The sequence below is a fragment of the Ammonicoccus luteus genome (assembly GCF_050880385.1).
In the GTDB taxonomy this organism is placed as follows: Bacteria; Actinomycetota; Actinomycetes; order Propionibacteriales; family Propionibacteriaceae; genus Enemella.
In genome coordinates, this window is sequence record NZ_JBNZCI010000002.1 from 366,547 (window position 1) to 393,101 (window position 26,555).

At 70.0% G+C, this 26,555-nt stretch carries 21 protein-coding genes; 3 read left to right on the top strand and 18 right to left on the bottom strand.

Features of this window, described 5'->3' with window-relative positions; genetic code table 11:
• Nucleotides 1–189: 189 nt before the first annotated feature.
• From ACQ260_RS07070 to ACQ260_RS07080, 3 genes are all read right to left on the bottom strand, one after another.
• Nucleotides 190–1,014 (bottom strand): uracil-DNA glycosylase, encoded by an 825-nt coding sequence (locus tag ACQ260_RS07070; protein WP_432558713.1) that lies wholly within the window; start codon nucleotides 1,012–1,014, stop codon nucleotides 190–192.
• A gap of 19 nt (nucleotides 1,015–1,033) precedes the next feature.
• Nucleotides 1,034–2,455 (bottom strand): hypothetical protein, encoded by a 1,422-nt coding sequence (locus ACQ260_RS07075; protein WP_432558714.1) that lies wholly within the window; start codon nucleotides 2,453–2,455, stop codon nucleotides 1,034–1,036.
• A 144-nt stretch (nucleotides 2,456–2,599) separates the two neighbouring features.
• A complete protein-coding gene (locus ACQ260_RS07080; RefSeq protein ID WP_432558715.1) occupies nucleotides 2,600–4,072 on the bottom strand; it encodes a DUF7059 domain-containing protein in 1,473 nt (490 codons plus the stop codon).
• A gap of 131 nt (nucleotides 4,073–4,203) precedes the next feature.
• Between ACQ260_RS07080 and ACQ260_RS07085 the strand changes: the two genes are divergently transcribed.
• Nucleotides 4,204–5,583, top strand: coding sequence for an FAD-binding oxidoreductase (locus tag ACQ260_RS07085; RefSeq protein ID WP_432558716.1), 1,380 nt, complete (start codon nucleotides 4,204–4,206; stop codon nucleotides 5,581–5,583).
• Between the two features lie 36 nt (nucleotides 5,584–5,619).
• On the opposite strand, the gene ACQ260_RS07090 is transcribed toward ACQ260_RS07085, so the two are convergent.
• From ACQ260_RS07090 to ACQ260_RS07135, 10 genes are all read right to left on the bottom strand, one after another.
• Nucleotides 5,620–7,701 carry an acetate--CoA ligase gene (locus ACQ260_RS07090; protein WP_432558717.1) on the bottom strand — a complete coding sequence of 694 codons (2,082 nt, stop codon included), beginning with the start codon at nucleotides 7,699–7,701 and terminating at the stop codon, nucleotides 5,620–5,622.
• Nucleotides 7,610–10,069, bottom strand: coding sequence for a sodium-translocating pyrophosphatase (locus ACQ260_RS07095; RefSeq protein ID WP_432558718.1), 2,460 nt, complete (start codon nucleotides 10,067–10,069; stop codon nucleotides 7,610–7,612). Before ACQ260_RS07095 ends, ACQ260_RS07090 begins: the two co-directional genes overlap by 92 nt.
• A gap of 74 nt (nucleotides 10,070–10,143) precedes the next feature.
• Nucleotides 10,144–10,542, bottom strand: a complete 399-nt coding sequence (locus ACQ260_RS07100; protein ID WP_432558719.1) for an Rv3654c family TadE-like protein — start codon at nucleotides 10,540–10,542, stop codon at nucleotides 10,144–10,146.
• A complete protein-coding gene (locus ACQ260_RS07105; RefSeq protein ID WP_432558720.1) occupies nucleotides 10,542–10,883 on the bottom strand; it encodes a TadE family type IV pilus minor pilin in 342 nt (113 codons plus the stop codon). The genes ACQ260_RS07100 and ACQ260_RS07105 overlap by 1 nt, the downstream gene beginning before the upstream one ends.
• 88 nt (nucleotides 10,884–10,971) lie before the next feature.
• Entirely contained in the window at nucleotides 10,972–11,214 is a 243-nt protein-coding gene (locus tag ACQ260_RS07110) for a DUF4244 domain-containing protein (RefSeq protein WP_432558721.1), read from the bottom strand.
• Between the two features lie 126 nt (nucleotides 11,215–11,340).
• Nucleotides 11,341–12,078 carry a type II secretion system F family protein gene (locus tag ACQ260_RS07115; protein WP_432558722.1) on the bottom strand — a complete coding sequence of 246 codons (738 nt, stop codon included), beginning with the start codon at nucleotides 12,076–12,078 and terminating at the stop codon, nucleotides 11,341–11,343.
• Nucleotides 12,079–12,145: 67 nt separating this feature from the next.
• The gene (locus ACQ260_RS07120; protein WP_432558723.1) at nucleotides 12,146–12,922 is read right to left on the bottom strand and encodes a type II secretion system F family protein; all 777 of its coding nucleotides are present in this window, start codon (nucleotides 12,920–12,922) and stop codon (nucleotides 12,146–12,148) included.
• Nucleotides 12,919–14,070 (bottom strand): TadA family conjugal transfer-associated ATPase, encoded by a 1,152-nt coding sequence (locus ACQ260_RS07125; protein WP_432558724.1) that lies wholly within the window; start codon nucleotides 14,068–14,070, stop codon nucleotides 12,919–12,921. Before ACQ260_RS07125 ends, ACQ260_RS07120 begins: the two co-directional genes overlap by 4 nt.
• Nucleotides 14,057–15,115: a septum site-determining protein Ssd gene (ssd, locus tag ACQ260_RS07130; RefSeq protein WP_432558725.1), complete on the bottom strand. Its 1,059-nt coding sequence runs from the start codon at nucleotides 15,113–15,115 to the stop codon at nucleotides 14,057–14,059. The genes ACQ260_RS07125 and ssd overlap by 14 nt, the downstream gene beginning before the upstream one ends.
• A gap of 340 nt (nucleotides 15,116–15,455) precedes the next feature.
• On the bottom strand, nucleotides 15,456–16,139 hold the full coding sequence (locus ACQ260_RS07135) for a Fic family protein (protein WP_432558726.1): 684 nt from the start codon (nucleotides 16,137–16,139) through the stop codon (nucleotides 15,456–15,458).
• 17 nt (nucleotides 16,140–16,156) lie between these two features.
• Here ACQ260_RS07135 and ACQ260_RS07140 point away from each other — a divergent pair, with 17 nt between their 5' ends.
• Complete coding sequence (locus ACQ260_RS07140; protein ID WP_432558727.1) at nucleotides 16,157–16,915, top strand: class I SAM-dependent methyltransferase; 759 nt, start codon at nucleotides 16,157–16,159, stop codon at nucleotides 16,913–16,915.
• Nucleotides 16,916–16,927: 12 nt separating this feature from the next.
• On the opposite strand, the gene ACQ260_RS07145 is transcribed toward ACQ260_RS07140, so the two are convergent.
• Genes ACQ260_RS07145 through ACQ260_RS07165 form a run of 5 tightly spaced genes read right to left on the bottom strand, consistent with a single transcriptional unit; the run spans nucleotide 16,928 to nucleotide 24,396 of the window.
• Nucleotides 16,928–18,121: a VWA domain-containing protein gene (locus ACQ260_RS07145; protein ID WP_432558728.1), complete on the bottom strand. Its 1,194-nt coding sequence runs from the start codon at nucleotides 18,119–18,121 to the stop codon at nucleotides 16,928–16,930.
• A complete protein-coding gene (locus ACQ260_RS07150) occupies nucleotides 18,118–20,469 on the bottom strand; it encodes a DUF5682 family protein (protein ID WP_432558729.1) in 2,352 nt (783 codons plus the stop codon). The genes ACQ260_RS07145 and ACQ260_RS07150 overlap by 4 nt, the downstream gene beginning before the upstream one ends.
• A complete protein-coding gene (locus ACQ260_RS07155; RefSeq protein WP_432558730.1) occupies nucleotides 20,466–21,578 on the bottom strand; it encodes an ATP-binding protein in 1,113 nt (370 codons plus the stop codon). Before ACQ260_RS07155 ends, ACQ260_RS07150 begins: the two co-directional genes overlap by 4 nt.
• A complete protein-coding gene (locus ACQ260_RS07160; protein ID WP_432558731.1) occupies nucleotides 21,575–23,062 on the bottom strand; it encodes a DUF5691 domain-containing protein in 1,488 nt (495 codons plus the stop codon). The genes ACQ260_RS07155 and ACQ260_RS07160 overlap by 4 nt, the downstream gene beginning before the upstream one ends.
• Complete coding sequence (locus ACQ260_RS07165; protein WP_432558732.1) at nucleotides 23,059–24,396, bottom strand: SWIM zinc finger family protein; 1,338 nt, start codon at nucleotides 24,394–24,396, stop codon at nucleotides 23,059–23,061. The genes ACQ260_RS07160 and ACQ260_RS07165 overlap by 4 nt, the downstream gene beginning before the upstream one ends.
• 157 nt (nucleotides 24,397–24,553) lie before the next feature.
• Here ACQ260_RS07165 and acs point away from each other — a divergent pair, with 157 nt between their 5' ends.
• A complete protein-coding gene (gene acs, locus ACQ260_RS07170; RefSeq protein WP_432558733.1) occupies nucleotides 24,554–26,491 on the top strand; it encodes an acetate--CoA ligase in 1,938 nt (645 codons plus the stop codon).
• The last annotated feature ends 64 nt before the right edge of the window (nucleotides 26,492–26,555 follow it).

Genomic DNA, 26,555 nt, shown 5'->3' on the forward strand with positions numbered 1-26,555 from the left:
TTCCTCCCCCGACCGGTCCTGTTCAACCGGACTTCTTGTTCTCTCAATGATTTTTCGAGAGCCCAAGTGCTTTGGCGGGAAGCGTACCGCCTGGAACGAACGCCGAGGGCTCTCTTCGAATTCGGCCCGGTGCCAGCCCGGCCGTCGCCACGGTAGCGTCAAACGCCGCCCTGTCGTGGCCACCGTAGCTCAGAGTGACGCGATCACTTCGTCGAGCATCTGTTCGGTGAGGCGTCCGGTGAAGGTGTTCTGTTGGCTCACGTGATAACAGCCGACCAGGCTGACCGCGCGCCCGTCGGGCGTGTGCAGCGTGGCCCGCATCCCGTGCCCGAAGCGGGGTTTGGGCCGGGGAACGGTCCAGCCCGCATGCCGGACCGCCGCGATCGCGGCGTCCCAGCCGATCAGGCCGAGGCACATGATCGAGCGGACCCGCGGGCTCGAGAAGGCCAAGTCGGCGTCCAACCAGGGCGCACAGGTCTGCCGTTCGAGGGTCGTGGGCTTGTTTTGCGGAGGAGCGCACCGAACGGCGGCGATGATGCGCGCCCCCTGCAGGGTCAGCCCGTCCCCGGCGTGGGTCGCCGTGGGTTGCGAAGCGAGGCCGGCGCGGTGGAGGGCGGCATAGAGGAAGTCACCGGAGCGGTCACCGGTGAAGTTGCGGCCGGTCCGATTGGCGCCGTGGGCCGCGGGTGCGAGACCGACGATGAGGATCGGCGCGTCCGCGGGCCCAGCGGCGGGGACCGGGCGGCCCCAATAGGGCTGATCGGCGTACGCGGCCCGCTTCGCCACCGCCACCGACTCCCGCCACTCCACGAGCCGCGGGCAGGCCCTGCACACGGAGATCCGGGCCGCGAGGTCATCGGGATCGACAGCCGAGGCCGCGAGTGCGCCGACCGCTGCCGACGTCGTCGCGACCGGAGTCGCGGCGGAGGCCAGGTCACCCGGCCAGCCTGCTCCCGGTGGGACCGGTGACGGGAACAGGTCGCCGGTGATCGGATGTGGGAGCTGCTGCGCCATTCGAGCAGCCTAGGACGAATCATTTGCGATAGGCATGAACCCTGTCCCCGCGCAGCAGGACGAGCCACCCCTCGTCGTCGGCCCAGGCCTCGAGCTGTGCCCGGCCGAGGGCCCGGTCGGCATCATCATTGCCGTCGCACCGGACGGCTCGCGAACCCACGCGCAGGGGTCGATCCGGAAAGAAGCGGTGGGCCGCATGCGTCCATTCGCCACACAGGGCGGCGCTCCGGTCGAACGGTCCGTGCAGCCCCTTGGTCGCGTGCAGGACCCGTTCGCGGCCGTCGACGGTGACGACCACCTCGTCCTTCCCCGCCCACGGATAGCGTCCCGCCTGGTCATCGAGGTTGGCCGCGGCCGCATCGATGACGTGGCTGGTGGCGACCTGGCCGGTCCTGCGGTCGACGAGCGCCAGCACCAGCCGAGCATCCGGGTGGCCCGTTTCGCCACGACGGAAACAGAGAGACACCAAGCCGGGATCATCGCTCCGCAACCTCGCCCGGCACTCGACCACTCCTGCCCGCGACCAGGCGACGGAACCATCCCGAGGTGAAATCGCCACCATCCGGGCTCCCTCCAGGCCGCCGGCCGAGGCGTCGAGGAGGAACAGCGCGGGCTGGTCTGCGTCGGTGCTGATGTCGTAGCTGAAGGCGCTGCGCCCCAGGGTGCCTTCGAAGAACTGCGCCGACGCCTTCGTCCAGATCACCTTGCCCGCTTCGATGCGTCCCAGGAGCTCATTCGGATCAGTCCGGCCGATGTCGGTGCGGGTCACGACCCAGCCGCCGTGAAGGTGTGCGTAACCGCCGTCCACCTCGCCCACCTCGACCGTCCCCGTGCCGGGGGTGATCTCCAGCCAGCGCCAGCCCTCGTCGAAAAGGTGTGCCGCCAAACACAACCGGCGGGGGCCGCCCTGGTCAACGTCACCGGCCTCGGCATCAGCGTCCCCGGGGGCACAGTGCCGTGGCTGGCTCGCGGTCCAGACCGCCGGGTGGATCTCCTGCAGGGCACCGTCGGACAGCCGGACCATGATCAGGCGCTGATGCGGCAGTGCATCGCCGTCCCGCTGCTCGTCCCCGTCGGCCATGAAAACCGCATAGTGGTCCCCGCCCGCTTCGACGGCCAGCGTGCTGACCGGGAACCCCTCGTCCGCACTCGGTGACCACGGGTGGCGCCACAACTCCCGGCCGGTGGCGAGATCCAAGCCCACCAGATCGATCCGGCCGGGCTCTTCTCCGGCCCCGACGGTCAGGATCCGGTCGCCGTGGATCCGCCCCGCGGAGAGATAGTCCCGCTCGGACTCCCAGACCGGATGGATCCGCTCCTGCGCTCGGGAGGGACTGGCCAGCGGCTCGTTCGGGCGCGACGAAAGACAGCCGACGAGCAGCGTCAGCAGCAATCCGGCGACGACGGCGCGCGCGAGGCGTTGGACCGCATCCTTGGTCATGAATGTCTCCTGGGCGAGGGCCGGTGGGGTGGTGTGACCAGCCTTCCGATTCGCTGCCGCCAGGAGAAGAGCCCGGTGTTGTGCGTGTGCGCGCCGGTGTTGTCCGATGTGCGGAAGTGTTGTCCGAGGTGTTGTCCGCCCGGATCAGTGGGTCAGCATCCCGTCGGAGAGCAGGCGCCGGATCCGCGGAAGCAAGTCCGTCACGAGCGCCTCGGCATCGACGTCGAGCAAGCCCGCCACCGCCGACACGATCGCGCCCAGCGGCAGATCCCCGTCGCACGCCCCGAGCACTCCCCCGAGGGCGGTGTCGACCTCCACCGCCCGTCGGAAGCCGCGCTGCGAGCGCAACACGATGTGCCGTGGATCGGGCGCGCCCGGCTCGCCGATCGTCTCCTGGACAATGTCGTCGGCCAACCGCCAGTTGGTGGCGAGGACTTCCGCGTCGCTGCGCCGCGCGTACTCCACCGCCTGACGATGCGCCGCAAAAGCAGGTCCGACGGGCTGCTCGACGGCGTGTGGCCACTGTTCGATGCGGATGTCGGGCGCCGTCGAGCCGCTCCGATGGACGAGCAGCCAGCCCATCCCGACACCGGTGATGCCGAGGTCGTCGAAATAGTCGAGCCACTCTCGATAGCGCTCGCCGTGTCGAGGGTCGCCCACCAGGCCGGCATCGGCGAGCCAGATCTCGATGTATTCGAACGGGTCCAATCTCTCCCGCTCCATCACCAGCGCATCGCAGCCGGCCGGAATCCAGTCGGCGAGCCGTTCGGCCCATCGATCGGAATCGAGGATCGCCCAGTTGCCGAGGACCTGCAGGGACCCACCGGGATTGAGGTGATCGACGCAACCGCGCACGATCGCCTCGACCAGCCCGTCCGCCACCATCGAGCCCTCGCGATACACGAGTCGGCGGTCGCCGGGTGGTGACATGACGTACGGCGGATTGGTCACGATCAGATCGAATGCCTCCCCCGCGACGGGTTCGTAGAGGCTGCCGAGGCGCTGCTCGGGCTCGACGCCGCTCAGCCGATAGGTCCAGGCGGCGAGTTGGTTGGCCCGCGGGTTGAGATCCGTGGCCACGACCCGTCGGGCGTGACGAGAGAGGTGCAGGGACTGTACGCCGCAGCCCGCCCCGAGATCGAGCGCCGAGGAGATCCCACCCCTCATGGTGAGCTGCGCGAGCGAGGTCGACGCGGGCGAGATGCCGAGGACATAGTCGGACCGAGGTGGGGTCGGCTGAGCGTCGAGGCCGTTCACGAGATCGGAGACGACCCACCCGTCGGTGCCGTCATCGGCGGCATAGGGACGAACATCCACTGACGCGGTCACCGTGCGGGCGTCGCCGGTCAGGATGTCGGCCGTGATGAGCGGATCGACCATCTCCGGCAATGCGCGGTCGACAGCTTTGCGGGGCAGGGGTTGCTGCAGCAACCAGAGCCGGATCAGGGTCGCGAGCGGGTCGGTCTCGCGCCCGAGCGCCCACTCAGCCGCGACCGTCGAGTTGCGGCCCAGGGCCCGCTGGCCCTCGGCACCGATCCGCCCCAGCACGGCGTCCACCGTGTAGTCAGCCTCGGTCAGGGCCTCCCGCAGACGGTCGGCGGTATCGGTGTGCTTCACGTGCGCACCCTATTACCGGGGGCCGCGCGGGGTGACCCGAGCGCCCGAACTACGGTGGGTGCGAATCGTCCTACGAATCCAGAACTGGGGGAACGGCATGACCAGGCTCGCTGTTACCTAGGCTGCGAGACATGCTCCTCAACGATCTCCGCGAACGACTCGGCGACGACTGCCTGGTGACCGACCCGGACGTCCTCGCGAGCTATGCGCAGGACGAGGCCGAGTGGGCCCCGTTCGGGCAACCGGCCGTCGTGGTGCGCCCACGGACACCGAAGGACGTGCAGGCCGTCGTCCAGGTCTGCATCGCACACCGCACCCCCCTCGTCGCGCGCGGCGCCGGGACCGGGCTGTCGGGTGGCGCGAACGCGACCGACGGCTGTGTGGTCCTGGCGACGGAGCGGATGGCGCAGATCCTCGAGATCAACCCCCTCGAGCGGCTCGCCGTCGTGCAGCCCGGGGTGGTCAACGACGACCTGCGCGCGGCCTGCGCAGAGCACGGGCTGTGGTATCCCCCGGACCCCGCGTCCTCGCCCTGGTCCACCATCGGCGGCAACGTGGCGACCAACGCTGGTGGGCTGTGCTGTGTGAAGTACGGCGTGACCAGGGACTATGTCCTCGGTCTCCAGGCAGTGACGGGCACCGGCGAGTTGGTCCGGGTGGGGCGGCGTACCGCCAAGGGCGTCGCTGGTTATGACCTGACGGGGCTGTTGGTCGGGTCGGAGGGCACCCTGGGCGTCGTCACCGAGGTGACCGTCCGGCTCCGACCGCTGCGCGAACCCGAACACACGATTGCCGGCTTCTTCGACTCGATCGTCGACGCCGGCCGCGCGGTCGAGGCGGTCGGCGCTGCCGGGCTCACCCCCTCCGCGCTCGAGCTCGTGGACAGGCACTGCCTCAAGGCGGTCGACGACTGGAAGAACATGGGGTTGTCGGTCGAGGCGAACGTCGTCCTGCTCGGCCGCACCGACTCACCGAGCGCGGCGGGCATCGCCGAGGCAGAGGCCATGGTGGCGTGCTTCGAGTCGGCCGGCGCGACGTTCGCCGTCCGGTCGGAGGATCCCGACGAGGCCGAAGCCCTGTTCGCGGCCCGCAGGCTCGCCTATCCGGCTCTGGAGCGGCTGGGACCGGTGCTGACCGAGGACGTCTGCGTACCCAAGGGCGCGGTCCCCGAGATGCTCGCCCGAATCGAGGCGATCGGACTCCGACACGACGTGCACATCGCCAACATCGCTCACGCCGGGGACGGCAACCTGCACCCCCTGCTCATCACGCCGCCCGACGACACCGACCAACGGCGACGCGCCCAAGCCGCGTTCGAGGAGATCATCGCGGACGCGATCGCCCTTGGCGGAACGGTCACCGGCGAGCACGGGGTCGGCCTGTTGAAGCGCCACGGACTGGCCCTCGAGCAGACTCCCGCGGTGCTCTCGATGCAGCGGGCGGTCAAGAGTGCGCTGGACCCCCACGGAATCCTCAATCCAGGCAAGGTCCTGCCCGAGGACGAGCGCTGAGTCGAGCGGCCCGTCCCGGGGCGTACGCAGACGCGGTCAGGAACGCGTCAACACCGAGCGAAGATCCTCGATGACCTGGGGGTCCTCGATGGTCGAGGGAATGTTGCCCTGGCCGCCGTCGGCGATCTCGCGCATCGTCTTGCGCAGGATCTTGCCGGATCGCGTCTTCGGCAGCGCCGACACGATGTCGATCTGCTTGAGTGAGGCCACCGCGCCGATGTCGTCGCGGACCGCCTGGATGAGCTCCTTGACGACCTGCTCCCGGTCGGAGTTCACCCCCTCCTTCAGGACCACGAAGCCCCGCGGCTGCTGCCCCTTCAGTGCGTCATTGACACCGATGACAGCACACTCGGCGACGGCCGGATGGCCCGCGAGCACCGCTTCCATCGAGCCGGTCGACAGCCGGTGCCCGGCAACGTTGATGACGTCGTCGGTGCGCCCCATGACATACACATAGCCGTCTTCGTCGAGGAACCCGCCGTCGCCGGTGAGGTAGTAACCCGGATAGGCGGTCAGATAGCTGTTGATGTAGCGCTGCTCATCCCCCCAGATGCCGGCCAAGGTGCCCGGCGGCATCGGCAGCTTGATCGCGATCGCACCGTCCTCGTTGGGCGGCAGCTGGGCGGCTGTCGCATCGAGGATCTGGACGTCATAGCCGGGTGCCGGCACGCTCGGCGAGCCGGGCTTGAGCGGCATCGGGTCCATGCCCCGCATGTTCGAGGCGATCGGCCAGCCGGTTTCGGTCTGCCACCAGTTGTCGGTCACGGGGACGCCGACTTTCTCGGTCGCCCAGGCATAGGTGTCGGGGTCGAGCCGTTCGCCGGCGAGGAAGAGGTTCCGGAGGCTCGGCACGCCGATCTCCGCGATGAACTTGCCGTCCGGGTCGACCTTGCGGATGGCCCGCATCGCCGTGGGAGCCGTGAACATCGTCTTCGCACCGTGTTCGTTCACGACGCGCCAGAAGGTGCCCGCGTCGGGGGTGCCGACCGGCTTGCCCTCGAACAGCACGGTCGTCGCTCCGGCGAGCAGAGGTCCGTAAACGATGTAGGAGTGGCCGACGACCCAGCCCACATCGGACGCGGTGAACATGACCTCGCCCGGGCCGACGTCGTAGATCTCCTTCATCGTGACCGTGAGCGCGACCGCGTGGCCGCCGTTGTCGCGGACGATGCCCTTCGGTTTCCCGGTGGTTCCGGAGGTGTAGAGGATGTAGAGCGGGTCGGTGGCCTTGACTTCCACGGCCGCCGCCGGTTCCACGGCGCCGGGGCGCATCGCGGTCGCGAAGTCGATGTCCCGGCCTTCCACGAGCTCGGCTTGTGCCTGCTCGCGCTGCACGATCAGACACCGCTCGGGCTTGTGCTCCGCGCGGTCGATCGCGCGGTTGAGCATCGGCATGTATTCAATCACCCGCTGCCCCTCCAAACCACAGGACGCGGAGATGATGACCTTCGGGGTGGCATCGTCGATGCGGGTCGCGAGCTCGGCCGGCGCGAAGCCGCCGAAAACAACGGAGTGCACGGCACCGATCCGCGCGCAGGCCAGCATGGCCATGAGCGCCTCCGGAATCATCGGCATATAGATGACGACCCGGTCGCCCGCTTCGACGCCCATCGCCTGCAGCACACCGCCGAGGCGGGCGACATGGTCGAGCAACTCCGCATAGGTCCATGTCTTGCGGGCGCCGGTGATCGCCGAGTGGAAGATCAGCGCCGGCTGATCCGCCCGGCCGGCGATCACGTGCCGGTCGAGCGCGTTGTACGCAGTGTTGAGCGTGCCGTCCGGATACCACCTGTACATCGGCGGGTTGCTGTCGTCGAGCGCACGCGTCGGAGCGGAGATCCAGTCCACATGGCGCGCCTGCTTGAGCCAGTAGGCGTTCGGGTCAGACAGGCTGGCCTGGAATTGCTCGTGGTAGGTCCCCATGACTTGCTCCGCTCTCACGTCGACATTGACGGTGGTGGGCACCAGCGTACTGACCGAGTCCCCGCGTTGTCGGCAAAACGAAAAGTCGCGGGAACGGTCTCCGTCACTCCCTCTCGCGGCCCTCCACAGCATCCTCGCCCTCGGGCTTGATCCAGCTCGGGAGATGGAAATGCGGCTGGGACTGATAGGACTCATGATCCGCAGCCAGCTCGGCCAGGGGTCCCGAGCGGTCCTCGGCGGCGCGACCGGCGGCATCCCAATCGGGGTTGCCCGGGATGCCGTCCAGGCCCGGGGAGGGCTCGGGTTCAGCGATCGCGATGTCGCGCCGGGCGGAGACCCACACGGCACCGATGACGACAGCCAGCGCGATTCCCGCAATCACGAACCTGATCACCGACGGCGTCTCGCTGAGGGGGCCCATCGCCACCGCGGCCGGCGCGATCAGCACGGCGACAAGGTTCATCACCTTGATGAGGGGGTTGATCGCCGGTCCCGCAGTGTCCTTGAACGGGTCACCGACGGTGTCACCGATGACGGTCGCCGCGTGCGCCTCGGAGCCCTTGCCACCGTGGTGGCCGTCCTCGACGAGCTTCTTGGCGTTGTCCCAGGCCCCGCCGGAGTTGGCGAGGAACACCGCCATGAGCGTGCCACAGGCAATCGAACCGCCCAGGAATCCGGCAAGGGCAGGGGCCCCCAGACCGAAGCCGACAGCGATGGGCGCGAACACGGCGAGGATGCCGGGGGTGGCCAACTCCCGCAGGGAGTCGCGCGTGCAGATGTCGACGACGCGACCGTATTCCGGTCGGCCCGTCCCCGCCATGATCCCGGGAATCTCGCGGAACTGGCGTCGCACCTCGAACACCACCGCACCCGCGGCCCGGCCCACGGCCGAGATCGCCAAGCCGGAAAAGAGGAACACCACGCAGGCGCCGAGGATGACGCCCACCAGGACGGACGGCGCAAAGACGACCGACTGGTCGACGAACCGTGTGTACGCCTCCCCCAGCACGTTCGAGATCGCATCCGTGTAGGACCCGAACAGCGCTGTGGCAGCCAGGACCGCAGTGGCGATCGCGATGCCCTTGGTGATGGCCTTGGTGGTGTTGCCGACGGCGTCCAGTTCGTTGAGGATCTGGGCGCCCTCACCGTCGACATCGCCGGACATCTCGGCGATGCCCTGGGCGTTGTCCGCGACGGGGCCGAAGGTGTCCATCGCAACGATCACACCGACGGTCGTGAGCAGGCCACAGCCGGCCAGCGCGATCGCGAACAGGCCGGTGACACCGGAACCGCCGAGCAGATAGGCACCGAACACGGCCAGCGCGATGATGATGGCCGTGTAGACCGCGGAGGAGAGGCCGAGCGAGATGCCGGAGAGGATGACGGTCGCGGCGCCGGTCTCGGACGTGCGGCCGACGTCCTGGACCGGACGGTCCTCGGTGCCGGTGAAATAGCCGGTGAGAGCGAGGATGAGCGCAGCGAGCACGATGCCGATGAGCACGGCGCCGAACGCCACGACGCGCGGATCGTCGATCGGCCCGCCGAACTGGGCGGTGACGCCGAGATCGGCGAAATCGCCGGGCAGGAAGATCCAGGCAGCGACCGCGCAGAGCACCGCGGAGATGACGGCCGAGAGATAGAACGCCCGGTTGATCGTGGTCAGGCCGTTCTCGTTCGCCCGGGGCCGGGTGATGTAGACACCGATCAGGGCCGTGAGGACGCCGATCGCGGGCACGATCAGGGGGAAGATCAGGCCGGCCGGTCCGAAGGCCGCTTTGCCGAGGATGAGGGAGGCCACGAGCATGACGGCGTAGGACTCGAAGAGGTCCGCGGCCATGCCCGCGCAGTCGCCCACGTTGTCTCCGACATTGTCGGCGATGGTCGCCGCGTTCCGGGGGTCGTCCTCGGGTATGTTCTGCTCGACCTTGCCGACGAGGTCGGCACCGACGTCGGCGGCCTTGGTGAAGATGCCGCCGCCGACCCGCATGAACATGGCCAGCATGGCCGCACCGAACCCGAAGCCCTCGAGGACGGTGGGCGCATCGCTCCGGAAGATCAGCACGACCAGCGCGGCGCCGAGCAGACCGAACCCGATCGTCGCCATGCCGACAGCCGCGCCGGTGCGGAAAGCAATCCGCATGGCCGAGTCACGTCCGTCCACGCGTGCAGCCGAGGCCACCCGCATGTTGGCGCGCACGGCCAGCCACATGCCCAGATAGCCGATCAAGGCAGAGAAGCCCGCACCGACGAGGAAAGCGATGGACCGGGCGGTCCGCAGGAACCACTCGCCTGCTCCGGTGTCGCTGTGGGCCGGCAACAGGAACAACAGCAGGAACGCACCGATCGCGAACAGCCCGAGCGTCCTGAACTGGCGCCCGAGATAGGCGGCGGCACCCTCCTGAACTGCGACGCCGATCGCCCGCATGTTGTCCGTGCCCTCGGCTGCTTTCAGGACCTGGGCTCTGAAGATCAGGGACATCGCCACTGCTATGGCAGCGATCGCGGCCACCACCGCGACGATCGACACATGGGCATCGGACAGCACAACCTGCAGGGGCGGCATGAATCCTCCAGACACGTGGCTTCCCGTCGTTGGGTGTTGCTGGACCACGTTTCCGCGGAGTATGCCACGCGCGTTCACCCCTGTTCGGCCGTAACCCCGAGTTGCCCTGCGGAAGCTTTGCCCGACACCGAACTGGGCAACCCGGGCAAGGGTGGACGGACGCTCACGAGGACCTCGACGGTGACGGCGAACTCGATGGCATCACCCACGTGGTCGCAGCGGACGAGGCGCGCTCCGTTGTCCCGCGCGATCCGTTCCGTGATCGGACAGCCCGGCTCGCCGAAATCGATCGTCCGCGCGGCGCTGACTGCGGCGAGGTCAGCCGCCTGCCCTGCCCGCCGCGCCGCCAGCACATAACCGGCGACGATGACGATCGTCCCTGCGAGGAGCAGCACCACCGCGATGGCGGCGACGGCCAGGATGGTTGCCGAGCCGCGCTGGTCCGGCCCCTTGGGGCGGCTCTCCGGGACCATCACTGCACCCCCGGCTCGAGTGCAACGCGGGCAGTCGCCTCGAGCGGCACAGCCGGTAGGCGGTCGAAGGGGCGGGCCCGGAGCCGCACGATCACCACTGCATCCCCATCCCGACGCTCGGAGGAGACCGCGCTGCCCCGCGGCCCTGCCTGCGCAGCGCGGTGGGCCGCCGTGTCGTCGCCGCGGGCCAACTGCCGGGCAACCTCCCGGGCCGTGTCGGCACATCTGATCTGCTGGCCGAGCATCCACACGAACCACATCCCCACGAGGGTCGCGAGCGCGAGCCCGATCAGGGCCAGCGCCAGTTCAACGGTCACCATGCCGCGCGCCTGTTGCTTCATTGCTGCTCCGCCTCGTCTCAGTCGACTCGTGAACATCCACCACCGATGGCGGGGACGCCCAGCGTCCCCGCCTCGCCCGGTGTGCTGGTCAGAGCGGAGTGACCCGCATGAACAGCTCGAGGACCGCCTGGATGAGGCTCAGGAGCAGCGCCTGAAGCGCAGGATCGGTGAGGATCTTGATGAGCACGCCGGCGAAGCTCGCGGCGGCAACGGTGCCGACCGCGTACTCCGCCGTCGTCATCCCCCGCTCGGTGCGTCGGCGGCCCGACAACTGGTTGGCGACGACCGGGTCGATGACGACGGGCTCGAGAGAAGTGTGAACAGCGGACATGATTTTCTCCTGTCTAAGAAGGATTCGCCCGGATCAGGCATTGAGAGGATGCGAGGAGAAAGCCACTTCGGTTCATCGAGACGACGCCCCTGTGGACGGTGCCCCGACTCCCGGTCTGCCTGTGGATCATTCGAACTGCAGGATGCGCAGCACCATCGATCCGACGGTGGGCACGATGCCGAGGCAGACGAAAGCGGGCAGGAAGCACAACATGAGGGGCCAGACGCTGCGCACACCGAGTGTGCGGGCCTTCGCCTGCCGCGCCGCGTGCGCATTGCGTCGTGCGCGCTCGGCGTGCTTGGCCAGCGCTGGGCGCAGCCCCGTCCCGGAGTCGGCAGCGCGGGCGATGTCTCTTCCGATGCCTTCCCAGCCGGGCCGGTCGGCGATCGCCAACCACGCAGGCCGCTCGGCGACGCCGACATCGACAAGGCTGACCACCAGGGCCAGGTCCTCGCCGATCGGACCGGGTGTGACGCCGCCGACCTCACGGACCGCCCTGCGCAGCGGCAATCCGGATCCCAGGCAGGCACCGAGGAGGTCCAGGACCTCGGGGAGATCCTGCACGCGCCGCTCCCGGGTCCGCTGCACGGCCGGTGGCTCGAGTCGCCCGAGCACTGCTGCGGTGGCAGCCGTCACACCGATCCCGGCGATGAGGGCGAGGGGACCGAGTGGTTCGGCGAGGAAGTACGCCACCAGCCCTGCGCCGGCGCCGGCCAGCCAACGAGTCCGTGCACCCAGGGCATCGTCGCGGGGGCGAAGCCACGAGGGGAGGTGCGCGGCCGTCTCCCGGGGCCGCAGACGTGGCGGTCGGGGCACGGCGATCAGCACTGCCACGCCTGCGAACAGCACAGCCAGCAACGTCATCGGTCGTCCTTTCGGTCGGCGGTCCCGCATCGGTCGCCTCGACCGACCGCGGGGGTGAATGCAACGGTCAACCGGTCGCCGCCAACCGCTCGGTCCACAGCAGCCCGGCGCAGGCGAGCACAGTGCCGCCCAGCAGGCAGGCCCAACCCCATGCGGACCCGAGAAGGAAACCGAGCGGGTCCCCGCCGATCGCATAGCCGAGCCCGATCCCGGCAACCGGGAGGAGCGCGAGAACCACTCCCGTCATCCGCGGTGCGGCCAGCTCGCCGGCCACCGTGCGCTCGACCTCCTCCTCGGTGGTGAGTGCCGCGGCCACCGTGGCGAGCGAAGGGGCGAGCGCGGCGCCGGTTCCGGTCGACACCTGCCAGGCCCTGCTCAGGACCCGGAGACCGTGGTGGCCGGGTTGTGCGGCCTGCCGCTCCCAGGTCTGGACGACGTCCCCACCGATGCGGGCAGCGGTTGCAGCCGGAAGCAGAACGGGGCAATCGGCGGCCGCGGCAGCGAGCGCAGCGGTGGGCACCCGGCCCAGGTCGAGTTCACTCGCGAGCACCGTGCAGGCGAGTGCGATGTCGGCAGCCGTCCGCCGTGCGCGTCTCCCCCGCTCCCGGATGATCCAGACCCGAACCCCGGTTGCGGTGACAACGCCGGCAGCAGTGGCCGGCACCGCCAACTCCGGTCCCGCCAGGGTCCAGAGCAGCACGGTTCCCAGCACCCCCAGCGCAGGCAGTCGCCATCCCGATCGCCCGTCGGACGGCTCCGCGATTGCCGGGCCGGGCACCCGGGGTCGGCGCGGGATCGCCCACCACGCGGCGAGGGCAGCACAGACCAGTGCGAGACCGGTCATGCCCTCGCCAGCTCTTCCAGCGCGTCACACCCCGCGGCGGGCTGGAGACTGCCGTCGCCGGGGAAGCGGACGGCGGGGATGGTCAGCACCCGGTCATCGGTGACATCCAGGAGGTGGATGCCCGCCACACGTCTCCGCGAGCGTCCGCCGACCACGTCCCTGGTCACGTGGATCACGATCCGCAGCGCGGCGGCGATCTGGGCTCGGAGCGCCTCCGGTTGCCAGCCCCCGAGCGCCCCGAGCGCGGCCAGCCGCGCCGGAACGTCCTCGGCCGAGTTGGCGTGCACGGTCCCGCAGCCGCCCTCGTGGCCGGTGTTGAACGCCATCAGCAGGTCGCACAGTTCAGCACCCCGCACCTCTCCCAACACGATTCGGTCGGGTCGCATCCGCAGGGCCTGCCGGACCAGGTCCGTCAGATTGATCCGCCCGACGCCTTCCGCGTTGGATGCGCGCGCCTCCAGGCGGATGCAGTGCGGGTGCGCGGGATCCAGTTCTCTGGAGTCCTCGACGAGCAGCAAGCGCTCGTGCGTTGGCACACAGGCCAAAAGCGCGGCCAACAACGTGGTCTTCCCCGTGCCCGTGCCACCGGAAACGAGGAACGCGACTCTGGCCCGAACGAGCCGCTCCAGCAGGTCCGCGCCGGCTTTGGGCACGGAACCCGCGGCTACCCAGTCGGCCAGGGAGAACCGACGCTGGGCGGGAACCCGGAGAGACAGACACGTGCCGGGCGACGCCACGGGCGCCAGGATCGCGTGCAGACGTGTGCCGTCGGCCAGCCGGGCGTCGACAAAAGGAACTCCGTCATCCAGTCTTCGGCCGGTGGACGCGGCCAATCGGGCAGCAAGCTTGCGCACCTCCTCGTCCGACCCGAACCGCACCCCCGCCGGCTCCAGCCCGCCTCCGCGGTCGAGGAACACCTGATCCGGCCCGTTGACCAGCACATCGGTCACGCCCGGCAGGCGCAGCAGCGGATCGAGCGGTCCCGCGCCCACGGACTCACGCCGCAATACCTCGACCGTGTCCATCAGCGCCGCATCGCTCACCAGGAACCCGAGCCCCCGCATCGCCTCGGCCACATCGCCCGCCGACGGAATCCTGCCGAGCCGGGCCAGCTGGTCCCGGATGAGCTCCAGGTCATCCGCGGTCATCACGGGCCTCCAACACACCGTCGAGCAACACACCGCAGCACCGCCGCCATGCGCGACCCGCGGTCCTGCCCGGTGGGTCGCCTCGTTCGGCCTCCGCCGCCACGGCACGGTCGTGGGGCATTGTTGCGAGCACCGGCACCCCCAGGGCCCGCGCCACCTGCTCCCGGCCGAGGCCACCGGGGCGCAGCCGGCTCAGCACCGCGGCAATCGGGACGTGAGAATCGACCTGACGCAGTTGTTGGACGCCCGCCGCCACACCCCGGACATCCCCCGGACACACCACCACCACGCCATCAGCCGCGCGCAGAGCGCCGAGCTCCGCGGCCGCCGGCCGCGAGCCCAGATCAAGCAGAACCAAGTCATGGCTGCGGGCAAGGGAACGCAGCACCGCCACGATGGCCGTGGCTGACGGCGGCGCCGGGTCGGCACGGTCATGGCTGAGGACCGCGAGACCGTCGAGGCGGGGCAGATGGGCGTGGAGGTCGCCCAGAAACCCGTCCGCGTCGAGGAGATTGGGCCAACGCCAGCCCGGTGCATCCGCAAGCCCCATCAGCAGGTCGAGCCCACCGCCCCGATCGTCGAGATCCACGAGGGCGACGCGGTTGCCGCGGTGCGCAGCCGACTGGGCGAGGCCGGCCGCCAGCGTGGAGGCGCCCACCCCACCCGCCGCTCCGAGCAGGCCCACCACGGTCGCCGCCGCTCCGCCGTGATCCCCGCTCAACGCATGGGCCAGCCAGCGCACGCCGTCGGGGAGGACGATCACCGCAGCCCCCAGCGCCGCTGACCACTCGCATAACCGATCGCGGTCTGCGCTCAGCCCGACCAACTGGACCGGCGCACGACCCAACAGCGGACTCCGCGCGACCAGCGCAACCTGGTCCGGCCCCACGAACAAGGTTCGCGGCTCAGGCCCCGCACCCAACTCGGTCGCGTCCCCGGCGATCCGCACCTCGACTGCGGCCGCGGCGGCCGCGGCGAGCACCCGTTCCCTGATCTCCGTCACGCCTGTCACCAGCACAGCAGGGCCCACACCCGTGTTCACCATGCCCGCACCCTGTGCAACCAACCGCCCTGCGGTTCACCCGCGCGTCCGCGACTGTGGACAACCCGGACGCGACGCGGCCTGTGGACAACCCGCTCGCGGGCCACGGGTGGGCCGTATCACACCGGCTGGGGTATTCCAATTCGGGCCGCGATCGCGTACAAAAGGATGAAAGGAATCCTTTGGTCACACCACCGGATACTCACGCGGCGACCTAACCATCTTGTGGGTTGTCGAGTCCCAGGGCTTGCCCGGGCCGACATTGCGATCTGCACGCTTGGTCATCCGGAAAACGGTGTGGGGCTAGGCACCTGATCACTGTGACCAGGTGCCTAGATCCTTGTTAAGCCCGTTTGCCCCCGAGCGGCGACAATTCCGCGCCGTGCGTGACCGCCTGCGCGCAATGGAGGATCCAGTCCCGCACGCCCGTCGGTGTCCCGGTGGCATAGGCGGCGAGCCGTTCTGCGTACGCAGCCCCCACCGCCCGATGCCCCTCCGCCACCACGAGCACCGCCCGCGGATCCACTCCGGACTGCACGAGGACCATGTGCTCGACCGCTCGGGCCAGCACCCCGTGTCCACCGCCGGTGTCGGCCAGCAGCGCCACCTCCGCGTGCGCGATTGCCGCGACCACCAGCGCCGGTGCCCCGGTCGGAGCGGTCAGCAACTCCAGCACGCCCTGCAGGCGGGTCGGGTCGTCCGCGGGCACCCGGCCGAGTGATTCGTCGTCGACCACGCCTCGGGCCAGCAGCGCATGGGCACGGGCGAGCGCCTGGGCGGGCGTACTCCTGATCATCTCCGCCAAGTCGATCAACTCGGTCGACAACCGAACCGCCCCCGGGTCCCACTCGGGCCCTTCCATCGCCGCGCTGGCCCGTGCCGAGGCGAGCAGTGCACGTGCGGACACCTCCGCGGGCACGCGCCGCGCACCGCGATCACGCAGAACGACGTCCGCAGCGGCACGCGCGGCCGCCACGGCGGACGGCACGCCCTCCAGTCGGGAAAGGTCAAGGAGCGGGTCGGTCACGGCCTAGAGTGTGCCGCATGACCGCTCGCCGCTTCTCCAGCTTCCCCCCGGCGGCGGTGGAGTGGCTGGCCGGCCCCGAGCCGGCCCGGGTCCTCGACGTGGGTTCCGGCGACGGTCGACTGGCGGAGCGCTTGGTCGCTTTGGGCCACCGGGTGACGTGTGTGGACAGCGATCGAGAAGGGATCCGCCGGCTTGCCGACCGGGTGCCCGACGCGTTGGCGTGCGTCGCGCAGGCCGAGTCGCTGCCGCTGCGCAGCTTCCGCTTCGACGTGGTGACCGTGCAGGAATCCCTGACCGGTTTCGCGCCCGGACTGGCCCTGTCGGAGTTCGCCCGGGTGCTGCGCACCGGGGGACATCTCGGCGTGGTCTTCACGAGCCGCGACGACACCGTCCCATGGGTCAAGCGCCTGGCTCGCCGCATCCAGGAGGACGACCCGACGGCGATGGTCGGCGACTACGGCCGCGAGACCTTGGCCGCGCTGGAGGAGTCGGACTATTTCCCGCACATCGAGTCCCGCGCGTTCCGGCACTGGCTCCCGATCACGCGCGCCGGGCTGCTGGCCATGGTGCGCCGACGCCGCACGATTGCGTCGTTGCCGGAGGACCGGCTCGCGGCTTTGCTGAGTGACGTCGGGGAGATGTACGACTCCCTCGCCAAAGCGCCCGACCCCCTCCTCCTGCCATATCAGGCCGACTGCCGCCGCTTGCGCGTTGAGCACGGTGATCTGACCATGCCGATCCACGAGGACGGGCTGCGGATCTCCGTCCGGTTCTGAGACCGGAACGGTTCATCCGCCGGCGGGGCCCTCTGCCCGCGCCGCCGCTTCCGCCTGGGCCCAGACAGCGAGGTCGCCACCGTTGATCGCGACCTCCAGCACTTCGGGGAAGACATCCGGCGTGCACGCGAACGCCGGGACCCCCAGCGCCGCGAACTGCCCGGCCAGCGCGTGATCGAACGCGGGCGTGCCCGAATCGTCGAGCGCGAGCAGCGCCAGCATGGTCACACCGGACGCGTGGAGGGCCCGGACCCGCCGCAGCAGCGACGCCCGATCACCCCCCTCGAACAGATCGGACACCAACACGAGAATCGTCTCCGCCGGTTTGGTGACGAGCTGGCTGCAATACGTCACGGCGCCATTGATGTCCGTGCCGCCACCCAGCTGCGTCGCGAACAGCAGATCGATCGGGTCGCTGAGCAGTTCGGTGAGGTCGACGACCGCCGTGTCAAAGACGACCAACCGGGTGCGCAGGCTCGACATGGTCGACAGCACAGCCGCGAAGATCGATCCGAACACCACCGAATCCGCCATGGAGCCGGACTGGTCGAGCGCCACGATGACCTCGCGCTGGACGCCGGTCCGACGACGCGCGTGGCCGACCAAGCGGTGCGGCACGACCGTCCGGTGCTCAGGGAGATAGTGCCGCAGGTTCGCCGCGATCGTGCGCGGCCAATCGATGTCGGACGGCCGCGGCCGGCTGGTGCGGGCCGACCGGTTGATCGCCGAGGTGACGGTCGCGACCGTCCGCTGCCGGATCCGCCGCTCGATCTCCTCGACAACCGCCCGCACCACCTCGCGGGCGGCGGCCCGGGCCCGTTCCGGCAGCACGTCCGCCAGCTGAATCAACATGTTGGCGAGGTGAATGTCCGGTGTCATCGCTGCCAGGAACTCGGGTTCCTTCAGCAGCGTTGCCAGCTCGAGCCGTTCCATCGCATCGGCCTGCAGCACTTGGACCACCGAGGTCGGAAAACAGCTGCGGATGTCCGTCAGCCACTGGGTGACCCGCGGCGCGGAAGCACCGAGTCCGGCCGTTCGGCTGCCGGCGGCGTCCTGGCGGGCGCCCCGGTCGTACAGCGCCGCGAGCGCACGGTCCACGACCCGGTCGTCACCGTCCAGCTCGAGCTGTCCCTCCCCGCTCGCCTCGAGCGGATCCGCTCCCAGCAGCAGTCGCCAACGCCGGAGGCGTTCGTCGTCGTCGGTCACGGCTGTTCACCTCCGGCTGCGCCGAGCAACCAGTCGACCGTCGCGAGGGCTGCGGCGGTGCGGTCGGTTCCGGTCGTCATCGGCCGGTCGGTTTCCTCCGCTGGAGCCGTCGGCTCGCTGCCGGCGGGTTTTGCGCCCAGTTCGGAGAGTCGTCGGGCCCGGTTGGCGATATTGCGGCGTTCGGGTGGTTCGAACGCCCCGAACGTACGCCGCACCAACGGCAGCGCCACCACGAAATCGTCGTCATCGAGCGCACGCACCCAGCTGTCGATCAGCGCCAGGACCCGGTCGTCATGGATGAGCAACAACGCACCCCCGGCCAGGAACCCCTCGACCCACGTCGCCTGCTCGGTGACCGATGAGGCTGCGCCGCGCGACAGCGCCCGGCCGAGCCGACGGGCGGCTTCGTCGAGGTCCCATTCGCCCGCATCGGTGAGCAGCCGCACGAGCCGGCCCGCGAGCAGACCGGCGACGTCCGCCCTCTCCGCCAGCGCGGCGAGCGTGGTGACCCATCGGCGTTCCGCGGCCGAGTCGGCAAGGAGGGGCAGGACGGCCTGCACGGCGTCGATCCGGTCGACCAACGCGCTGGCGGCCGCCGGGGCCAGCCCGCCGGCGACCGTCGGGAGTCCGGCGCAGATGCGGACGAGCAGAGCATCGGTCACGCCCGTGAGCTGCTCGGTGTCCGTGCCCCGCACATCGCCGTATCTCCGGGCCCGAACCAGCGCGGGAAATGCATCGAGAAGGTGAGCGACATCGGTGTCGGCCGCTGCCCGGGCATCGAGTGCGGCGAGGAGGCCCGGCAACGCGTCGGGCAGGTCGGCCTGCAATGCCGCTTCCACCCCGGCGGTGACCTGGGCCAGAGATCCCGTGGCATCGAGCAGTTTCGCGGTCGCCGCCGTGGCGACGGTGGTGCCCCACAGCGAGGCCTCGATCACGTCGACCACGAACTCGGGCTGCCAGGCCAGGGTCCACCCCTCCTTGAACGTGCCCTCACCGGTGACCGCGCGCGGAGCGCCCCAGCCGACCCCGAGCGTCGTCAGCCGATGCAACAGGTGCGACCGGTCGAGATCCGTCGCGCGACGCAGATCAAGGGTCAGCTCCCGCGGCTCGGGCTCGAACTTGAGCCGCAGTCGGCGGGCGGTGGCACGCAGGTCCGCGTCGAGCGGCACCCCGGGCGCCGACTCGGGCACGCCACCGAGCCGCTCGCCCACGACCGCCTCGCGGGTCACTAGGTCCAGCGCGACCCGGTTGCCGTCGCAGAGCACCGCCAAGGTGGCGTCCTGCATCTCGGTCAGGCCCGCCAAAGGCCGTTCCCGGAGGCCGGCGAGCGCCTCGGCGAGCCGGACCGCCTCGACGACGTGAGCCGATGACACCGGCAGATCGTGACGGCGCAGCACGCCCGCGACACCCGTGAGCCAGCGGCTGACGGGATGGTCGGGTGCGGTGAACAAATGGTGATACCACCCCGGCGAGTCGACCCCCGCGCCATAGCCCGAGGTCGTCGCCAGCCGGGAATGCGCCCACGGGACCCAAGTGAGCGCGACCTTGCGTTTCGGCAATCCCTTGAGCACCGCGTTGTCTGCGGCGACCGTCGGCAGCGGTCCGGCGAGAGCGGGCACGTGCCACGCCCCGCAGACGACGGCCACCCGGTGGCCCTTCCGCAGTTCCACCCGGAGCACCTTGCGCATCCACGCCTCCCGGCGCTGCTCGAACTGGACTTCCCGCGCGCTGCGCCCTCTCAGGTCCGCACCGGCGCGCAGTTCGGTCATCGCCTCCGCGACCGCGTCGAACGGGTCGCCGTCGGTGCGCAGCTCCATCACGTCGTCCCACCAGCGCTCGGGGTCGTCATAGCCCGCCACCCGGGACAGCACCGCCAAGGGATCGGTGCGCATGGGATCGGCTCCGGACGCAGCATCAGTCGGAGCGTCCCCGGGATCATCGTCCTCGTCGGCCCAGTCGTCATGCTCGACGGTGAACAGGTCCGGCTCCTCGTCGTCGGCCTCGGTCCGCGCGGCGAGCATCGCTCCGGCCGGCAGATCGCAGAATCGCACCGGCACCCCCGCCGCGACGGCCCAGGTCAGGGCCTGCCACTCGGGCGAGAACGCCGCGAACGGCCAGAACGAAGCGGTGCCCGGGGCCTCCGGGGCGTACGCGAGAAGCGCGACGGGCGGCACCATGCCCTCCTCACCGACCAGACCGACCAATGGGTCGGCCTCGGGCGGGCCCTCGATGAGCACGACGTCCGGAAGGTGGGCTGCGAGCGCACGCCGGACCGCCCGGGCCGAGCCGGGTCCGTGATGCCGAACGCCCAACACCCGCAGCTGCGCCGGGGCGGCCCCGGCGCTCATCCGACCTCGCGGCAGGCGCGATAGAACTCCCGCCAGCCGTCGCGGTGACGCACGACGGTCTCCAGATATTCGGTCCACACCGCACGGTCGGCCACAGGATCCTTGACCACCGAACCCACCAGCCCGGCCGCCATGTCCCCGGGTCGCAATCGCCCGTCACCGAAGTGCGCGGCAAGCGCCAGGCCGCCGGTCACCACTGAGATCGCCTCGGCCGTGGACAGGGTCCCCGAGGGCACCTTGACGGCGGTCTTGCCGTCGGCGGTGACGCCGCTGCGCAGTTCCCTGAAGATCGTCACCACGCGCCGGATCTCGCCGGCGGCGTCGGACGGTGCGGGCAGATCGAGCGTACGCCCCAGATCCGCCACCCGCCGGGTGACAATGTCCACCTCCTCCTGGACCGTCGCCGGCAGCGGCAGCACGACGGTGTTGAACCGCCGGCGGAGTGCGGCAGACATGTCGTTGACACCGCGATCGCGGTCATTCGCCGTCGCGATGATGTTGAAACCGCGCACCGCCTGCACCTCGGTCCCCAACTCGGGCACGGGCAGCGTCTTTTCGGACAGGAGGGTGATCAGCCCGTCCGCCACGTCGGCCGGCACGCGGGTGACCTCCTCGACCCGCGCGATCGCGCCGGTCCGCATCGCGACCATGACCGGCGAGGCCACCATCGCCGCCGCGCTGGGCCCCTCGGCGAGAAGCCGCGCGTAGTTCCAGCCATAGCGCAGAGCCTCCTCCCCCGTCCCCGCCGTGCCCTGGACCAGAAGCGTCGAGTCCCCGGAGATCGCAGCGGCCAAGTGTTCCGACACCCAGGATTTCGCTGTGCCGGGCACCCCCAGCAGCAGCAGGGCGCGGTCGGTGGTGAGCGTCGCGACGGCGATCTCCATGAGCCGCCTGTTGCCGATGTATTTCGGGGTGATCTCGGTCCCGTCGGGGAGCCGGTCCCCCATCAGATAGCGCACGACGGCCCAGGGCGACAGTCGCCACGATTCCGGTCGGGGCCGGTCGTCGGCCGCCGCGAGCGCCTCGAGCTCGGCGGCGAACACCTGCTCGGCGTGCGGCCGCAACAGTTCGTCGGCCGGAATCGCGGACACGGGGCTGGGCTCGGTCATGAAGGCTCCTGATCGGCGAGGGGTTGGCGGGAGAACGGGGGGATCGCCTCGGCCCGCAAGGAGCGGCGGAGGTTGATGGTCATCGCGGCGTCGAGCGCGCGGGAGCGGTCCGCGGCCAGGAAGGCGCCGGCCCGCTGCCGCAGGTCGGCGGCCAGATCACCGTGGTCGGTGTCCAGCGGTCCATGGTCGCCGAGCACGCCCAGGATTGGACCACGACGCCCGTGGTTGCGGTTCTCGGAGGACCAGATCAGCAGGGCGCGGGCCGTTTCCGGACCGAACCCCCGGAGCCGCAGCAACGGAAGGACGTCATGGGGATCGCCGGCCAGGGCCAGCCGGGCCAGCACGGGATCGACATCCTCCGCCTTGAGCACGGCGAGCAACTCGACATCCGCCGGCCCGCGCGGATGGAGAAGGATCTCACGCGCCAGCTCGGCGTCCTGCTCCCGAACCGCGGCATCGCGGAGCCCGGGCACGGGGCCGAGCTCGACGGGGTCGGCTCGCAGCCCGAGCACCTCCAGCGGCGTGAGACCGTGGTCGACCGGCCAGGCCCCGAGCGGCATCGCCGCCGTCAGCGCCCGCACCGCGGCGGCACCCGGCGGTCGTTCGCGGATATCGACGACCACGCCGTCCCGTTCGTCGGCGGGTGTGAGGCCGGCAAAGTTGATGCCCCACCGGCCGCGGAGGAGGATCAGCCGGTGCCGGAGGCGCTCCCGCATCCGCGCCACGAACCCCGACTCGGGGAGCGTTGCCAGCAACTCGCGGACGAGCGCACGAACGCTCGGCGCCCGATCATCCAGGGCACCGTCGAGGAACGGCTCATCGGCGGGGGCAAGACCAACGCGCAGGGTCTCCACCAGGGCGCGACGCTCGGCCGACGATTGGCTCGGCAGCCGCTCGGCGAGCAGGGTCCTGGCTCGAGCCGGGTCGGCGGCGCGCAGCGCCCGCAACCAGGCCAGCCGGTCGGTCAGTGTCCCGGTCCGCCAGGCAGTGTCGTCATCGAGGTCCGGCACCGCCCACTCGGCGAACCCCCAACTCGGGTTGCGGCCGGCCAACCAGCGCCCCCTGGACCCGAGCACCGGCCACAACTCCGCCCGCAGTTCCGGTCGGGTGACAGCTTCCTCGAGCAGCGGCTGCAGCGCACCGACCGGGAGTCGCTGACGAGTCTCCACCAGGAACCGCAGTGACTCGCGCACAGCACTCCAGCGCTGCCCACCGATCGCCTGCTGCAAGGTCCCGACATAGAACGGCGAGTCGGGGGCCGGGACGGTTTCTGGTTCCGGGCCCGGATCATCGATCGGGCCGCCGGCCGGGAGCGTCACTCGGTCGATGATCGCGGCTCGGGCTGCCGCCACGAGGAGTGTCTGTGCCGCCGAGGATCCGGCGAGTCCGTCCACCGGAGTGAGGGCTGCGAGGGCAGCCGGGTCGAGTTCGCGGCGGGCGGTGCCCACAACGGCGACGGGAATCAGGGGGTCGAGGGCGCTCACAGCACGACCAGCTCACCGTGGGTGCGGACAGGATCAACGAACGACAGCACGTTCAACCCGTCCCGGCGCAGCTCGCCGAACCAGGTCATCGGCTCCCCGCCGGTGACGGCGATCGCACGCCACCGCAGGCTCTCCGGTCCTCGCAGCGCCACCGCATCGCCGTCCTCGCCGACCAACTGGAACTCGACTGTGTCGCCCACCGGGCCAGCGGTCAAGCGGCCCCGGACGACGGCCGGCCAGACGTTCAGCCAAGGGTCGTCGGCCAGCGCCCGGGCCCACGCGTCACGGGCCGCGGCCACGGTGGCCGCTGCGGGATCCACGACCAGATCGAGCGTGAGTTCACGCTCGGCGCGTCGGTTGCCGATCAGGGCCCGCAGAGGTGGCCGTCCGGGATAGAAGTGCAGATCGGCGTCGAGCTCCATGCCGGGAGCCACGGTCATTTCATAGGGTCCACCGTTGATCGAGAACAGCAGCACGACCGCGAACCGGCCGGTCTCCCGCCCCCGCAGCCACACCCGCCGGGTCGCCACCCGCTCGTCGTCCTGGCTGTCGTGCAGCCCGAACACGCTCCATCGGTCCGCGACCGGCGGCAGCCGGAGCACGTCCGCCTTGCCGACGGTGAACCCCAGGTGAGACCGGACGGTTGCAAGGAAATCTTCCGGAAGCGCAGCCCGCTGCGCGAAGGCCCGCGCCAGGAGATCGAGAAGACCCAACTCGGCCAGCACCTCCTCGGCCCACAAGTCGGCTCCGGGCGGCAACGCAGCCAACCTCCGGAGCGTCCGGGCGACGCCGGGCGCTTGCGCATCGACCATCCGGGCGGCCATCTCCTCCCAGCGCGCAGGTGCGGTCGCCCACCGGCCGAGACCGTCGGCCATCCGGTCGGCCAACCATTGCTGCAACTCGAGCAATCCTGCCGCGACGCGGGCATCGCGCTCCTCGGCGCGGGCGCGCGCCGCCGCAGCCTTCGCCGGCTCGGCCGCACCCCTAGGCGCAGTTGGCTCGGCAGCGACCTGCGGCGTACCCACCTCCAGACCCGGCAGACCATCATCGGCCAACCGGCCCTCTGCCCATCGGAACAACAGCCCCAGCACGTGCTTGCAGGGGAACTTCCGCGAAGGGCAACTGCACTTGTAGCGCGGGCCGGCGGTGTCGATCAAAACCTGGTACGCCTCCCGGGCGGAACCCCGGCATTGGCCCCACAGCACCGGCCCGTCCTGGCCCACGCCCGACCACGGACCGGCGGTCGCAAGCTTGCGCCCCGCGATGGCGGATGCCGAGTCGGGTGCTGCAGCCATCACCCGCTCGATCGTCCAACGCGCCGACTCGTGCCCCATGAACAACAAGCTAGTCGGCCCCTCCGACAAATCCGTCCGAGCCGATCAGCGAGCAGCCGCACGAATGTCACGGCGTCAGTTCTCGCCTTCTTGGGACGACTGTCGGGCCGTTCCCCTAGAGTTCTCCCTGTTCCGTGCCATCAAGGAGGCTGACACAGTGACGACTGATAACCACCCGATCGATCCTGCAGCGCACCGCTATCCCCCGCCCGCCGATCTCGCGGCGAATGCGAACGTCACCCAGGAGACCCTGGACCGGGCCGCTGAAGACCCCGAGGCGTTCTGGGCCGAGCAGGCGAAGGTGGTCAGCTGGGGCACCGAGCCGACCGAGACCCTCGACTGGAGCAACCCGCCGTTCGCCAAATGGTTTGCGGACGGAACGCTGAATGCGGCCTACAACTGCGTGGACCGCCATGTCGAGAACGGCAACGGCGACCGAGTCGCCATCTATTTCGAGGGCGAGCCGGGAGACACGCGGGAGGTGACCTACGCACAACTCAAGGACGAGGTGTCCAAGGCCGCCAACGGTCTCGCCGCGCTCGGAGTGAAGAAGGGCGATCGGGTCGCGATCTATCTGCCCATGATCCCCGAGGCCGTGATCACGATGCTCGCCTGCGCCCGCTTGGGCGCGATTCACACCGTCATCTTCGGCGGCTTCTCCGCCGACGCGCTGATGACCCGCATCAACGACTGCGGGGTCGAGGTCGTCGTGACGGCCGACGGCGGCTATCGTCGCGGCGCTCCCTCGGCGCTCAAGCCCGCGGTCGACCGCGCGCTGGAGAGCAGCCCCTCGGTGCGCCAGGTCGTGGTCGTCAAGCGGACCGGCCAGGAGACGGCGATGGTCGAGGGCCGCGATGTGTGGTGGGACGACGTGATCGGAAACCAGTCCACCGAGCACACGCCCGAGATGTTCCCGGCGGAGACGCCGCTGTTTGTGATGTATACCTCGGGTTCCACCGGCACCCCGAAGGGCATTCTGCACACCACGGGCGGCTATCTCGTCGGCGTGACCTACACGACCTGGGCGACGTTCGATCTCAAGCCCGAGAGCGACATCTATTGGTGCACCGCCGACATCGGCTGGATCACCGGCCACTCTTACCTGACCTACGGCCCGTTGTCGAACGGTGCTTCGATGGTGATGTACGAGGGGACGCCCGACTCCCCGCACAAGGGCCGCTGGTGGGAGATCGTCGACAAATACAAGGTGACGATTTTCTACACCGCCCCCACCGCGATCAGGACCTTCATGAAGTGGGGCGAACAGGTCCCCGCCGACTATGACCTGTCGTCGCTGCGCGTGATGGGCTCGGTGGGCGAGCCGATCAACCCGGAGGCCTATAACTGGTATCACGAGCACATCGGCCGCGGCCGCTGCCCCATCACCGACACCTGGTGGCAGACCGAAACCGGGATGATCATGATCGCCCCGATGCCCGGCATCGAGACCGCCAAGCCCGGCGCCGCCATGCGACCGCTGCCCGGAGTCACGGTCGGCGTGGTGGACGACGAGGGTCATCCCCTCGGGCGGGGCGAGTCCGGCCTGCTGGTGGTCAATCGGCCCTGGCCGGCGATGCTGCGCACCCTGTGGGGTGATGACGACCGCTACGTCAACACCTATTGGGCTCGCTTCGGCGATACCTATTTCGCCGGTGACGGCGCCAAGACCGACGAGGAAGGCGACATCTGGCTGCTCGGTCGTGTCGATGACGTGATGAACGTGTCCGGTCACCGCATGTCGACCGCGGAGATCGAGTCGTCGCTGGTCGGTCACGAGGCCGTCGCCGAGGCGGCCGTGGTCGGCGCCTCCGACCCGACCACGGGCCAGGCGATCGTCGCGTTCGTCATCCTCATCGCGGGCCACGAGGGCGGCGAGGCCATGGCCACCGAGCTGCGCAACCACGTGGGCAAGGACATCGGGCCGATCGCCAAGCCCCGTCAGGTCATGATCGTCGACGAACTGCCGAAGACACGTTCCGGCAAGATCATGCGCCGTCTCCTCCGCGACATCGCCGAGAACCGTGAGGTCGGCGACGTCACCACCCTCACCGACTCGACGGTCATGGACAGCATCAAGCAGGGTCTCTCCCGCTGATCAGGTGCGCCTGATCGGTGTGCCTGATCGCTTGGACTGAATAAAGGTTCCCTTCAGAGCCGCG